This is a genomic window from Embleya sp. NPDC008237, assembly GCF_042956465.1.
Classification (GTDB): Bacteria; Actinomycetota; Actinomycetes; order Streptomycetales; family Streptomycetaceae; genus Embleya.
This window is the reverse complement of sequence record NZ_JBIBGL010000012.1, coordinates 190,584-204,947: the sequence shown is the minus strand read 5'-3', so window position 1 is coordinate 204,947 and position 14,364 is coordinate 190,584. Positions and strand designations below refer to the sequence as shown.

Below are 14,364 nucleotides of genomic sequence, written 5' to 3'. Positions count from 1 at the left end.
GCGCACCGGTCGAAGGATGGATTATTTGACCCGTTCGTATGACAAGCAGTGACGTCTCACCCGATCGGCGGCGAAAACGGCTTAGTTTGCGCGTGTGTTGCGTCATCTGCTCGCCGCGTCCGCGTTGTTGCTCACCGGCGTCGCCACGTCCTCCGTGGCCGCCGCCGAGGACTCGCCCGCGCGGTGGAATCCGTCAGCCGCCGACTCCTACGTCAACTACGTCGCGCCCCGGGATCCGTTGCCACCCGACGGGCCGCCGGGCGTCTCCCCCGAGGTGCGTGAGCACGCGCTCGCGGCCGAGCGGCGGGCCCGGCACTACGATCGCAAGTTCGCCGCGGGCAACCCGGCCCCCGCCCGCCGACTCGCCCGCGCCGAGGCGACCGCGGCCAGGACCGGCACGAGCCCGCGCGCGCAGGACGGCGCGGCGAAGCGGGACGCGCGGCTGCTGACCGTCCTGGTCGAGTTCGACGACCGGGCCGACGACGACTTCTCCGGCTTCCGGCGACCGACCAGTGTCGCCGACCCGACCTGCGTGACCGAGCCGCCCGGCACGGTCAAGAACGGCCCGCGGCACAACCTGCTGCCCGATCCGGCGGTCGGCGGACAGGACAACAACACGCTGTGGGTCAAGGACTTCGACCCGAACCACTACGCCCGCATGCTCTACTCCGAGGAGGGCCTCACCGAGCGGGTCCGGCCCGACCTGACCGGCCCGGACGGCAGGCCCGGTGTCGACCTCGCGGGCCTGACCATGCGCAACATGTACCGGGAGATGTCGCACGGCGCGTACACGATCGGCGGCGAGGCGGCCGGCTGGGTGAGCGTCCCGCACTCCGAGGCCTGGTACGCCGCCGGCCACTGCGGCGCGATCCGCCAGGACAACAGCGGCAGCCCGGACAACCCGCGCGGCGTAAGGCAGTTCGTCACCGACGCGGTGGACGCGCTGGCCGCCGCCCGGCCGGACTTCCCGTGGTCCGACTACGACCGGGAGGACCCGGGCGACGCCGACAACGACGGCGACACCCGGGAGCCGGACGGGGTGATCGACCACCTCGTGCTGGTGCACGCGGGCAAGGACAAGTCGGCCGGCGGCGGCGCCGAGGGCACCTACGCGATCTGGGCGCACGCGAGCACCGTGCTGCGCGGGCACCCCGTCCCGGGCACCGACCTCAGGGTCGCGAACTACATCGTGCAGCCCGAGGACTCCGGAGTGGGCGTGTTCGCCCACGAGTTCGGCCACGACCTGGGCCTGCCCGACCTGTACGACAACTTCAGCGGCGGCGAGACGGACGTCGACTTCTGGGACCTGATGTCCTCCGGCTCGCACGCCGGGCCGCTGTTCCAGACCATGCCCACCCACATGGGCGCGTGGTCGAAGTACGTGCTGGGCTGGATCGATCCCCCGGTGGTCCCGGTCGGCGGCAACGCGCGCACCGTACTGCTCGGCGCCGCCGCCGACCCGCGAGCCGGCACCCGGGACGCGGTCCGGGTGAACCTGCCGAACGAGCGCATCCGGATCGGCACCCCGCACAGCGGGACGAGCATGTGGTACTCGGAACGCGACCAGGAATGGTCCGACGGCCGGATCGTCCGGGACGTCGCGGTGCCCGCCGGCGGACCCGCGACCTTCTCGATGTGGAACGACTACACCATCGAAAAGGACTGGGACTTCGGCTTCGTCGAGGTGTCCGCCGACGACGGTGCGACCTGGACCCAGCTCGCCGTGCACGACGACGCGGGCACCCTGGTCAGCACCCCGCCCGACTACCCCGACCCCAACCGCAACCTCTCCGAACTGCGCAAGGTCAACGGCCTCACCGGCGGCACCGGAGGATGGCGGCACGACAACGTGGACCTGACCCCGTACGCGGGCCGGAACATCAAGCTGCGGCTGGACCTGAACACCGATGCCGCGCTCATGGAGAAGGGCTGGTTCGCCGACGACTTCACCCTCACCGGCGGCGCCGACGGCGGCACGGTGTGGTCGGACGACGTGGAGAGCGGCGACAACGGCTGGACCGCGGTCAGGGGCACGAGCACGGTGACCCGCGGGGCCGGTTGGGGCCGCAGCTCCGGCGAGGTCGAGCGCGAGCAGTACTACCTGATGGAGTGGCGGGCACCGGTCGGCTTCGATCGGGGCCTGAACTTCGCGTACACCGCGGAGCGCAGCGACCGGCACGGCGTGCGGGTGCGCCGGTTGGGCTACGACGTGCCCGGCATGCTGGTGTGGCTTCGCGATGCCGAGTATCAGAACAACGGCGTGAACTTCAATCTGAGCGCACCGCCCAGCTACGGCGCCAAGGGTCAGACGCTGCTCGTGGACGCCCATCCGGATCCGCGTCGATGGACCGGCGAGGCGGGTGAGCACTACCGGGTGGAGAGAAACCCCCGGAAGAATCTGGACAGCCGGGCGCAGTCCGCGGACGCCGCGTTCGGCTTCCTGCCCACGCCGGCGTTCGGTGCGTGCCACGGCAACGGCGCGTGGTGCCAGGACTTCGCGGCCCGCGAACCGGTCCGCGCGTTCGGCGACGACCGCGGCTGGGCCCCGGGCGTCGAGTACGTCGACGGCGCGCCGGTGGACCGCTTCACCGACGGGTCCACCGTGGTGCCCGCGCGCGGCCCGTACAGCACCAGGGTCGTCACGCCGGACGGTGCGCCCGATCCGGCGCACCACGGCGTGCCGTACAAGGGCTCCGTGCTCGGCACCGGCGATCCCGGCCCCGACCTCGCCTACGGCGCCTCGGCCACCCTGGTCGGACCGCTGTCGCGGGAGAATCCGGAGCACGGGGCCGCCGTGCGGGTCACCGCGGCCCGGCCTTGATCCGTGCCCGGGTCCGGTTCGGGTCGGACCGGTTCGGGGACCCCGGCCGCGCGGGACCCCGGCCGCGGGGGACCTAAGCTGGCGGCATGAGCGAGCAGACCGCACCCGCGCCGGACGAGGCACCGGCCTACGAGCAGGCCCGCGACGAGCTGATCGAGGTCGTGCGTCGCCTGGAGACCGGTGGCATCACCCTGGAGGAGTCGTTGGCCCTGTGGGAGCGCGGCGAGCAGCTCGCCGTGGTGTGCGAGCAGTGGCTCGACGGCGCCCGGGCCAGGCTGGACGCGGCGGTCCGCGCCGAGCGGGCCGGTGCCGGGTCGGACGAGCCCGGCGAGGACGACTGATCCGAGCACGGCGGTTCGGCGAACGACGAAAGGGGCGCTCCCGGATTCGGGAGCGCCCCTCGCGTTTCACCCGGCCCCGACCACACCGTCACCGGGTGGTCGGGGGTGGGGCACCTACTTCTGAGCCGGCAGGATCCAGACGACCGCACCGGAGTTGCCCGGCAGCGGGAGCACCGGCAGCACGGTCACGCCGTAGCCCTTGTCGAAGCCCGGGTTGCCCGTGCCCAGTTCGGAGCCGTGGAACAACTTGCCGAAGTTGTCCCGGTCCAGCGAACCGTCCGCCTTGGTGATCTTGGTGGTGTACGGCCCCTTCGCCGGCACCACGGTCGAGCCGTAGCGGTCCTTCGGCAGGACCCGGCCCTTGTAGACCTCGGTACCCGGTGCCCAGCCGAGGGTGTCGGTGAACAGCGTCACCGGCGCCTGCGCCTGGAACGAGGTGCAGTAGGCCGTGCCGGGGATGCAGTCCGTGAACGGCGACGTCTTGACGAAGCCGAACGCCGCGTTCGCAGCCTGCGGCCGGGTCGGGAGATTGGCGAAGACGTTCCGCTTCTCGATGTTCGACACATTCGGGTCGGGCTGCGGGAACTGCGCCTTGGCCTCGCCGGTGTAGCGCAGCGGGTCCGGGTGCGAGTCGACGATCAACAGCTCGCCCTTGGGGCCCCACGAGGGCCCGTTGTCGATGTTGAAGTTGACGCCGTTGTTCTGGTACTGGTTGTCGCGCAGCCAGACCAGCATGCCCGGGGCGTTGTACGGGACCCGGTTGGTCTTGCCGTTGGGACCGGAGGTGTACGCGTACTTCAGGCCCTCGTCGAAGCCGGACAGGTTGCGCCACTCCAGCAGGTAGTACTGCTCCCGCTCGAAGGTGCCGCTGGTCCGGCCCCAGCCCGCGCCGCTGGTGATCGCGTTGGTGCCCTTGATCGCGGTCCAGCCGTTGTCGCCGCTCTCCACGTCGTCCGACCACACCGTGGTGGTGCCGTTGGTGAGCGAGAAGTCGTCGGCGAACCAACCCTTCTCCATGAACGCGGCGTCGGTGTTCAGGTCCAGCCGCAGCTTGATGTTCTGGCCCGCGTACGGGGTGAGGTCGACGTTGTCGTGCCGCCACCCGCCACTGTCACCGGTCAGACCACTGGTCTTGCGGAACGTGGCCAGGTTCTTCGTCGGGTCCGGGTAGTCCGGCGGCGTGCTGACCAGCTTGCCGGACTCGTCCTTGACCGCCAGCTGCTTCCAGGTGGCGCCGTTGTCGGTGGACACCTCGACGAAGCCGAAGTCCCAGTCCTGCTCGATGACGTAGTCGTTCCACATCCAGAACTTCACGTCCGAGCCGGCGGGCACCGCGATGTTCCGCTCGATCCGGATGTCGGACCAGGCCTGGTCCTGGCCGGAGTACCACATGTTCTGGCCGCCGTGCGGCGTACCGACCTGGACCTGCTTGTTCGGCAGGTTCACCCGGATGCCGCGCGAGGTGCCCTTGGGCGTCTTGGCGGCCTGGCCCAGGGTGGCGACCTTGGCGCGGTCACCGACCTTGACCAGGTCCGGGGTCAGCCAACCGAGCGCGTACTTGTCCCAGATGCCCATGTGCGCGGGCTGCGACTGGAACAGCGGCCCGGCGTGCGAGCCGGAGGACATCAGGTCCCAGAAGTTCAGGTCCGTCTCGCCGGCGCTGAAGTTGTCGTACAGGTCGGGCAGGCCCAGGTCGTGGCCGAACTCGTGGGCGAACACGCCCACTCCGGAGTCCTCGGGCTGCACGATGTAGTTCGCGATCTTGATGTTGCTGCCGGGCACCTGGTGGCCGAAGAGCACGGTGCTCGCGTGCGCCCAGATCGAGTAGGTGCCCTCGGCGCCGCCGCCGGCGGACTTGTCCTTGCCCGCGTGCACCAGGACCAGGTGGTCCACCACGCCGTCGGACTCCTGGGTGTTGCCGTCGTGGTCGGCGTCGCCCGGGTCTTCCTTGTCGTAGTCGGCCCACGGGAAGTTCGGCTGCTGCTTGGCCAGCTCGTCGACCGCGTCGATGGCCAGCTTCTGCGCGCCGAGCGGGTTGTCCGGGCTGCCGCTGTTGTCCTGCCGCGCGTTGCCGCAGGCACCCGCGCCGTACCAGGCCTCGGAGTGCGGCGCCTTGATCCACGGCGTCGCCTCACCGGAAACCGAGTACTTTCCGGCCGACATCTCCTCGTACATGTTGCGCATGGTCTGGCCCGCGAGGCTGATGCCCGGCTTGCCGTCCGGCCCCGTGAGGTCGGTGCGCATGCGCTCGGTGATGCCCTCCTTGGAGTAGAGCATCTTGTTGAAGTGGGTCTGGTCGAAGTTCGGCACCCACTGCGAGTTGTTGTCGTTCGGGTTCAGCGCCGGGTTCGGGATCCGGTTGTGCAGCGGCCCGTTCTTGATGGTGCCGGGGGGCTCGGTGACACAGGTCGGGTCCGAAACGCTGGTCGGGCGCTTGAAGCCGGAGAAGTCGTCGTTGGCCTGGTCGTTGAACTCGACCAGGACGGTCAGCAACTTCGCGGTCTGCTTGGCGTCGACGGGCTTGCCGCTGCGCTCGGCCTTGATCTCGGCCGGGCTCTTGCCGGTACGTCCGGCCTCGGCCTCCAGTGCCTTGATCTGCGCGGCGGCGCGGGGGTTGCCGTCGGAGTTCTTGCGGTCGGCCGCGGCGTTCTTGGCCTTCAGCGACGCGGCCACGGCCGGGTCGCCGGGCAGCGCACTGGTGTCGATCGCCGCGTCGACGGAGTTGACGTAGTGGTCCTCGGGGCCCGGATTCCACACCGCGCGGGTCGTGTCGACGCGCGTAGGCGCGGCCGAGGTCGAGGGGGCGGTCGTGGCGGCAAGTCCGGTGATCGCTAGCGCGGATACGGACAGCAGTGCCACACGGCGTTTCACCCGCCGGACGCCGTTCGCAGGCGTCGGGCCCCTCCCGGGTATCGCTGGACTCAACGTGCTCCCCTTTCCGACCGGGGAACGATCCCCGGACGCAAAGCGACGTCGCGTGGGATCTGATCAAGCGCACACGACGTCGGGCCGACTCGGAAAGCCCGACGGACACGTGGCGGCAACCATCGGGTCACGACGGTGCCGACACACGTTCGACCGGGCTTCCGGACCCTAGGGGTGGGAGTAACGCGCGGGGCAGAGGAAGGCGTGTGGTCTTTGCAGAGTCTTTACAAGCCCCTGTACATCCTGTGCAGCCGGATGCCCGAATCACCCGGATAGGTCCGGCGGATCCGCCGGCTTTCGGCTCAGCCGGCGGCAGTTCGCAGGGATGCGGCGAGAACGGTCAAATCCTCGAAAGTCGCATTGCCGGTGACCATCGTGGTCACGCCGTCGCGGACCCGGACCAGCGAGCGGTACTTGGGGCCGTCGTACGCCTTCCACTGCTCGCCGGCCACGTCCCGGTTGCCGATCGGCTGCCCGCGCTTGCCCTTGTCCCGGACGAGTTCGTCGGTGAAGCCGTTGGTCTGCTCGACCGCGGCGTAGGTGTCGTTCGGGTTGATGAAGCCGATGTGCCACGTGGTCCGGTTGCGGTCGACCCCCTCGAAGTTCACCGAGGTGGCCCGCCAGCGCTCGCTCAGCCCCTGCGGGGCGAGCAGCGGATACGGCGAGACCCGGGCCGCCTGCCGGAAGGAGAGTTCGTAGGGCACCCGCTTCACCGGATCCGCGCCGCTGTGCGGTGCCACCAGAAACAGCGCACCGACCACCAGGCCGCACGCTCCCAGGGAAAGAACCATGTCCCGAACGGTCTCTCGACCCGACTTCCTCGCCACCCGTACATGGTCGCATTGCGCGCTGTCTCGTTTTGCACGGGCTACCTGCACCGATACCACCGCTCACCGATAACATCGGGGCAATCCCGTTGGAACCAGTCCGGACTCGGGGCCGCGCAATCGCCGTGCCACCCGCAGCGATGACGCACGGCTCCGGGGGATCAGGGCACCCCTCGTGGTTACGGACCGGTTCCCCTACAGGAAGGCCCGCCCAGATGACGGACCAATCTGTACCTCCGCAGCTCGAAGTCGCACCGGAAGCACCGGACCGCAACCTCGCACTCGAACTCGTCCGGGTCACCGAGGCCGCCGCGATGGCGGCCGGCCGCTGGGTCGGTCGAGGTGACAAGAACGGCGCGGACGGCGCCGCCGTGAAGGCGATGCGCAGCCTGATCCACACCGTGTCGATGAACGGTGTCGTCGTGATCGGCGAGGGCGAGAAGGACGACGCCCCGATGTTGTTCAACGGCGAACGGGTCGGTGACGGCTCCGGACCCGAGTGCGACGTCGCGGTCGACCCGGTGGACGGCACCACGCTGACCGCCAAGGGGATGAACAACGCGGTCGCGGTGATGGCCGTGTCCGAGCGCGGCAGCATGTACGACCCCTCGGCCGTGTTCTACATGGAGAAGCTGGTCACCGGCCCCGAGGCGGCCGACGTGGTGGACCTGACCGCGCCGATCGCGGAGAACATCCGCCGGGTGGCCAAGGCCAAGCACAGTGCCGTCGAGGACGTCACGGTCTGCATCCTGGACCGGCCCCGGCACGACTCGATGGTCAAGGAGATCCGCGAGGCGGGCGCCCGGATCAAGTTCATCACCGACGGCGACGTGGCCGGCGCGATCATGGCGGCCAAGGACGGCACCGGCGTCGACCTGCTGCTCGGCATCGGCGGCACCCCGGAGGGCATCATCGCCGCCGCCGCGATCAAGTGCATGGGCGGCGTGATCCAGGGCCGGCTGTGGCCCAAGGACGAGGCCGAGCGGGCGAAGGCGATCGACGCCGGGCACGACCTGTCCCGGGTGCTGCTGACCGACGACCTGGTCCGCGGCGACAACGTCTTCTTCGTCGCGACCGGCATCACCGACGGCGAACTCCTGCGCGGGGTGCGGTACCGCTCCAGCACCGCGCTCACCTCGTCGCTGGTGATGCGCTCCAAGAGCGGCACGATCCGGCAGATCGACAGCCAGCACCGGCTCGCGAAGCTGCGGGCGTACAGCGCGATCGACTTCGACCACGCTCGCTGACCATGCAGGTCGGCCGTGCAGGTCGGCCGTGCAGGTCGGCCGTGCGGCCGGGGGTGAGCCGACCCGGCCTTCGGCCGAGCCGGCCGTGACCGCCGGCCGGGCCGATTTCGGCTCGGCCGGCGGTCGGTCCCCGGCTGCGTGCGGTGCGCGTCCCACTAATAGGTGCGGATTTTGTACCTGTTTGTGGGGACCCTCCTTGAGCATCGATCGAGGAGGCCACCGGATGACCGCGCGGCACGGCAGACCTGGCAGCAGCCCGACGAAGGCCGAGGCGGCGCCCCGGCTCGGGCTGATCCTGACCGGGCTGATGCTCGGGATGCTGGTGGCCGCGCTCGATCAGACCATCGTCTCCACCGCGCTGCCGACCATCGTCGGCGACCTCGGCGGGCTCAACCACCTGTCCTGGGTGGTCACCGCGTACCTGCTCGCGTCGACCGTGAGCACTCCGCTGTGGGGCAAGCTCGGCGACCTGTTCGGGCGCAAGAAGCTCTACCAGGCGTCGATCGTGATCTTCCTGATCGGCTCGGTGCTGTGCGGCATCGCCCAGGGCATGTTCGAGCTGATCGCGTTCCGGGCGATCCAGGGGCTCGGCGGCGGCGGCCTGATGGTGTTGTCCCAGGCGATCATCGGCGACGTGGTGCCGCCGCGGGAGCGCGGGCGCTACCAGGGCCTGTTCGGCGCGGTGTTCGGGGTCACCTCGGTGGCCGGGCCGCTGCTCGGCGGGTTCTTCGTGGACCACCTCAGCTGGCGCTGGGTCTTCTACATCAACCTGCCGATCGGCGTGATCGCGCTGGTGGTGATCGCCGCCGCGCTGCACACCAAGGAGATGCACACCCGGCCGAGCATCGACTACCTCGGCATCACACTGCTCGCCGGCGGCACCACCTGCCTGGTCCTGCTCAGCACCTTCGGCGGCACCACCTACCCGTGGGCCTCCGCACAGATCGTCGGACTGGGCGTCGCCGCGGTGGTGTTGCTCGTCGGGTTCGTCGCGGTCGAGCGGCGCGCGCCGGAGCCGGTGCTGCCGCTGAAGCTGTTCCGCAACCGGATCTTCTCGGTGACCGCGGGCATCGGCTTCATCGTCGGCTTCGCGATGATGGGCGGGCTGAGCTTCCTGCCGCTGTTCATGCAGGTCGTCAACGGCACCACGCCCACCGAATCGGGCCTGCGCCTGCTGCCGATGATGGGCGGCCTGCTGATCACCTCGATCCTCAGCGGGCAACTGATCACCCGGACCGGCAGGTACAAGATCTACCCGATCCTGGGCACCGCCGTGATGGCCGTCGGCATGTTCCTGATGTCGCGGATGGACGAGTTCACCACCACGGCCGCCTCTTCGCTGTACATGCTGGTCTTCGGCATCGGTCTTGGTCTGGTCATGCAGGTGATCGTGCTCGCCGTGCAGAACTCGGTGCCCTATGCGGACCTGGGTGTGGCCACCGCCGGCGCGACCTTCTTCCGGTCCATCGGCGGCTCGTTCGGCGCGGCGATCTTCGGCACGATCTTCAACAACCGGCTCACGGTGCACCTGCGCGAGGCCGCGGCGCGCGGCGAGGGCATGCCGCCCGGCACGACTGCCGGGTCGTCGTCCGCGATCAACCCGGCCGACCTGAACAAGCTGCCGCCCGCGTCCAAGTCCGGCTTCATCCACGCCTACGCCCAGTCGTTGCAGACGGTGTTCCTGGCCGCCTCCTGCATCGTGCTGGTCGCGTTCGTGCTGTCCTTCCTGCTCAAGGAGGTCCCGCTGCGCGAGGCCACCCGCGAGACCGAGCGCACCCCGCTGATGTCGCCGACCGCGCGCAGTTCGGTGGACGAGATCGAGCGCGCGATGTCGCAGATGGTGCGCCGGGAGAACGGCTGGTCCCGCTACGAACGCATGATCCAGCGCTCCGGCGTGGACCTGTCGGTGCCGTGCGCGTACGGGCTCGTGCATCTCGACCAGCTGAGCCCGATCTCGATCCCCGACCTCGCGGCCCGGCTCCACGAGTCCGAGGACCGGGTCCGCCGCTACGCCGACGAGCTGACCTTCGCCGGCTACATCGAGCGCCTCGGCGAGGGCACGATGCAGCTCACCGCCAAGGGCCACGTGGCGCTGGAGGCGCTGGTCGAGGCCCGTCGGCAGATCCTCACCGAGGTGATGGCGGACTGGTCACCGGAGCAATCCGAGGAACTGACCGCGCTGTTGCGCAAGCTGGCCCGGCTGACCACGGACACCCCGCGCGACCACATCGTCGGCGAGGCCGACCGGCATGCGAGTTGACGCCGGCTCGATGACCGGCGGGCGATTCGCCCCCGACTCAGTGGTGGGCGCGGCGTCGACGCACCGCGCCGCGCTCGTTCGGGGTCAGGCCGCCGCGGACGCCGACCGGGGTGGTCTCGGCCAGGGCGCTCGCACGGCATTCGAGCAGGACGGAACAGCGCGCGCAGACGCGCTTGGCGTCCTCCTCACGCGCGAGACGGGCGACGACGGGTTCACCGGGATAACCGAGAAACAACTGCCGATCCGCGGTCGCACACGCGCCGGCCACCGGGGGCGTCCAGGTCGCGGTGCGGGTTCCGCGGACTATGTCGATCGGTTCCGTCACGCTGCTCTCCTCGGGTCGGGTGTGCCAGTCGCCTACCCGAGTCGAACCGACACATGCGCACATCACGACAAGGCGACGACAAGTAACCCCAAGGAAATGTGGTGGACATCCGGCGCACGCCAAGGTCGGCCGTCTGCCCTTCGCCGGCACACCGCGCGCGTTCCGCGGATGCTCCGGCGTTTCTGTTCCGCCGACGCTCGGCGTGCCCGCGTGATCGACACCCACCGCACCCGCCGCGCCGACGCTCGGTCGATTTCCGCTCGGAACCGGGATAATCGCCCAATGATCTTCGGCATCCTGGGACCGGTGGACGTTCGACTGCCCGACGGCAGCCCGGTTGCCGTCGGCGGACCCGGAGCGCGGGCGCTGCTCGCGCTGTTGTTGCTGGACGCGGGACACGTCGTGCCCACCGAGCGACTGATCGACGGGCTGTACGGCGAGGACCCGCCGGCAGGCGCGGCGAACGCGTTGCAGTCGCACGTGTCCCGGCTGCGCCGCGGACTCCGACCGCATACCGGCGATGTCGAGCCGATCGAGTTCCACACGACCGGCTACCGGCTCGCGGTGGATCCGGAGGCGGTGGACGCGCATCGGTTCGAGCGACTGGTCCGGACCGGTCGGCAGGCGCTCGCGGCGGGCGAACAGGCGGACGCCGCCGCGTTGCTCGGCGAGGCGGTCGCGTTGTGGCGCGGGCCGGCGCTGGCGGACGTGCCGTACGCGCGGGCGCGGGCCACCCGCCTGGAGGAGCTGCGGGTGACCGCGGCCGAGGACCGGATCGAGGCCGAGATCGCGCTCGGCGGACTGCGCGCGGCGATCCCGGAGCTGCGCGTCCTGGTCGACGCGCACCCGCTGCGCGAGCGTGCGCGCGAGCTGCTGATGCGGGCGCTGAGCGGCAGCGGCCGGCAGGCCGAGGCGCTGGAGGTATACGAGGACCTGCGCCGGGTGCTGGCCGAGGAGCTCGGCGCCGACCCCTCCCCCGAACTGGCCGCCGTGCACGTCGCGGTGCTGCGCGGCGAACTCGGCGGGCCGCCCGCGCCGATGCTGCCGACGCCGCGTGCGCCGCTGGCCGAGGCGCCGCTGCCGGTCCCCGAATTCGCCGCGCCGCCCGGTCGGCTCACCGGCTTCGTCGGCCGCGAACACGAACTGGCCCGGCTGACCGCGTCGGCCGGCGCGCGGCTGGTCACGCTGACCGGGCCCGGCGGTACCGGGAAGACCCGGCTCGCCGTGGAGACCGCCGCGCGCACCGTCGAGCAGGTGTGCTTCGTCGACCTCACCCGGGCCGCCGACGACGCGGCGCTGCCGCATGTGGTGGCGGCGGCGCTGGGCATCCGCGAGCCGGGCGGCGTGAGTGCGCGGACCGCGGAGAGCGATCCCGGTGCGCGGATCGTCGCGGTGCTCGCCGAACATCGACTGCTGCTGATCCTGGACAACTGTGAGCACGTGGTGGAGGGTGCGGCCGTGCTCGCGCACCGGGTCCTGGACGGCTGCCCGGGAGTGCGGATCCTGGCCACGAGCCGCGAACCGCTGGGCATCACCGGCGAGGTGTTGTGCCCGGTGCCGCAACTGGCGCTGCCCGCCGCCGACGCCGACCTGGACATGCTGCGCGCGGCGCCCGCGGTCGAGCTGTTCGCCGCACGCGCCGCGGCGGTGCGGCCCGACTTCGCGGTCACCGCCGACAACGCGCCGGACGTGGCGCGGATCTGCGCCGCGCTCGACGGACTGCCGCTGGCCATCGAACTCGCCGCCGCGCGGCTGCGCACACTGCCGTTGGCGGAGGTCGCCGCGCGGTTGGACGACCGGTTCCGACTGCTCTCGCGCGGGAGCCGGACCGCGGCCCCTCGGCATCGCACGCTGCACGCGGTCGTCGAGTGGAGCTGGGACCTGCTCGATCGCGACGAACGCGCGCTCGCCCGCCGGCTCACCGTGTTCGCCGGCGGTGCGACGTTGGCCGCGATCGCCGCGGTGTGCGGTTTCTCCGCGGACGAGGCCGACGACCTGCTCGCCGGGCTGGCCGAGAAGTCGCTGGTCACCGTGGCGGACGGGGACGGCGGCCGGTTCCGGATGCTGGAGACGATACGTGCCTTCGGCGTGGCCCGGCTCGCCGAGGCCGGCGAGGAGGAGCGGCTACGGCGCGCGCACGCCGAATACTTCCTGGCTCTGGCCGGCGAGGCGGACGCGGGCCTGCGCGGCCCGAACCAACTCACCCTGCTGCGCCGGCTCACCGCCGAACACGGCAACACCGACGCCGCGCTGCGCTGGGCCATCGGCGCGGACCCCGAACTCGCCCTGCGCCTGCATGCCGTCCTGACCTGGTCGTGGTGGCTCGGCGGTACCCGCGGCGCCAACTCGGCCCGCTCGGCCGAACTCTTCACGGCGGTGACAGGCGGCAACACGGCGGACGGCGGCACGGCGGACGGAGACTTCTCGGCGGACAGCGAGTTGGCCGAGGAGTACGTGTTGTGCGTGGTGAACGCGGCGGCCGCTCCCGGGGCGGGTGGCCACCTGCTGGACGCGGCGCTGGATCGGGCCGCGTCGATCATGAGCGGCATCCGTCGTCCGCTGCGGCATCCCGCGCTGATGGTGCAGTGGGCCCTGGTCGGCGGCCCCGACCGAACCGACTTGCAGACGCACGCCGCGCAGGCCGCCGACGACCCGTGGGCGCGTGCGGTCGGACTGCTCGGGACCGGCTATCTCGCCCTGTTCACCGGCGACACCGAGGCCGCGGCCGGCCCGCTGTCGACGGCGGCCGACGGGTTCCGGACGCTGGGCGACCGCTGGGGGCTGGCCAACGTGCTCGAACCGCTCGCGCAACTCGCCGACTGGCGCGGCGACTCCGCCGGATCGGCCGAACTGATCGACGAGGCGATCGCCCTGGCCTCGGAACTCGGCTCGATCGAGGACCTGGTCGACTTCCTCAACTGCCGCGCCGACCTGGATCTGCGGGCCGGTCGGACCGCGCCCGCCCGATTCGGATTCGCCCGGGCCGAGGAGCTCGCCCGCCGCACCGGCGCGCCGATGAAGGTCCGCGTGGCGCTGCGCGGCCTGGGCGACGTGGCCCGGCTGACGGGCGACCCGGTCACGGCGAACCGGCTGTACCGCCAGGCGATCCACAGCGACCCGGAAGTCGCGTTGTGGTACCTGGAGACGCGTGCGCTCGCCCGGGTCGGCCTGGGCCGGATCGCCGCCGCCGAGGGCGACCGCACGACCGCGCACGAGCACTACGGCGCGGCCCTGGACGCCGCGCTCACCCCGCCGGTCAGCGCGGTGGGCGCCGCGGCGGCCGTCCTGGGCCTGGCCGAGTCGGCCGCACACGCCGGGGACGAACGGCGGGCCGCGCTGCTGCTCGGCGCCGCCGCCGTACTGCGCGGCGGCAACCGGGTCGACACGGACGTCACCGCGACCGAGTCCGCGATCCGGGCCGCGGTGGCCGGACCCGAATTCACCGAGCACTACCACCGAGGCACGACTTTGACCCGCGACGAGGCGATCCGCGCGGCCCGCACGATCGAGTGACGCACCCGGCACCCAAGCCGGCCCGGAGCCTGGAGAGCGCGGGCGTGATCGAGCGCACCCGGGACGCGCCGGGCGATCCGAGCCGGGCGCCGGCCCGGAGAGAGG

General features: G+C 71.3%; 8 protein-coding genes. 5 read left to right on the top strand and 3 right to left on the bottom strand.

The window, feature by feature from the left end; translation table 11 throughout:
- Positions 1–94 precede the first annotated feature (94 nt).
- Positions 95–2,821 (top strand): immune inhibitor A domain-containing protein, encoded by a 2,727-nt coding sequence (locus ACFZBU_RS29590; RefSeq protein WP_391586729.1) that lies wholly within the window; start codon positions 95–97, stop codon positions 2,819–2,821.
- 86 nt (positions 2,822–2,907) lie between these two features.
- Complete coding sequence (locus ACFZBU_RS29585; RefSeq protein ID WP_391586728.1) at positions 2,908–3,162, top strand: exodeoxyribonuclease VII small subunit; 255 nt, start codon at positions 2,908–2,910, stop codon at positions 3,160–3,162.
- 114 nt (positions 3,163–3,276) lie between these two features.
- On the opposite strand, the gene ACFZBU_RS29580 is transcribed toward ACFZBU_RS29585, so the two are convergent.
- Both ACFZBU_RS29580 and ACFZBU_RS29575 read right to left on the bottom strand, forming a co-directional pair.
- Positions 3,277–6,033, bottom strand: a complete 2,757-nt coding sequence (locus ACFZBU_RS29580; RefSeq protein WP_391586727.1) for an immune inhibitor A domain-containing protein — start codon at positions 6,031–6,033, stop codon at positions 3,277–3,279.
- A gap of 356 nt (positions 6,034–6,389) precedes the next feature.
- On the bottom strand, positions 6,390–6,914 hold the full coding sequence (locus ACFZBU_RS29575; protein WP_391586726.1) for a DUF4245 domain-containing protein: 525 nt from the start codon (positions 6,912–6,914) through the stop codon (positions 6,390–6,392).
- Positions 6,915–7,129: 215 nt separating this feature from the next.
- Between ACFZBU_RS29575 and glpX the strand changes: the two genes are divergently transcribed.
- Together glpX and ACFZBU_RS29565 are read left to right on the top strand one after the other, a co-directional pair.
- The gene (gene glpX / locus ACFZBU_RS29570) at positions 7,130–8,161 is read left to right on the top strand and encodes a class II fructose-bisphosphatase (protein WP_020556582.1); all 1,032 of its coding nucleotides are present in this window, start codon (positions 7,130–7,132) and stop codon (positions 8,159–8,161) included.
- A 223-nt stretch (positions 8,162–8,384) separates the two neighbouring features.
- Entirely contained in the window at positions 8,385–10,421 is a 2,037-nt protein-coding gene (locus ACFZBU_RS29565) for an MFS transporter (protein ID WP_391586725.1), read from the top strand.
- Positions 10,422–10,458: 37 nt separating this feature from the next.
- On the opposite strand, the gene ACFZBU_RS29560 is transcribed toward ACFZBU_RS29565, so the two are convergent.
- Complete coding sequence (locus ACFZBU_RS29560; protein WP_391586724.1) at positions 10,459–10,746, bottom strand: WhiB family transcriptional regulator; 288 nt, start codon at positions 10,744–10,746, stop codon at positions 10,459–10,461.
- A gap of 282 nt (positions 10,747–11,028) precedes the next feature.
- On the opposite strand from ACFZBU_RS29560, the gene ACFZBU_RS29555 reads away from it, so the two are divergent.
- Positions 11,029–14,259 (top strand): BTAD domain-containing putative transcriptional regulator, encoded by a 3,231-nt coding sequence (locus tag ACFZBU_RS29555; RefSeq protein WP_391586723.1) that lies wholly within the window; start codon positions 11,029–11,031, stop codon positions 14,257–14,259.
- The last annotated feature ends 105 nt before the right edge of the window (positions 14,260–14,364 follow it).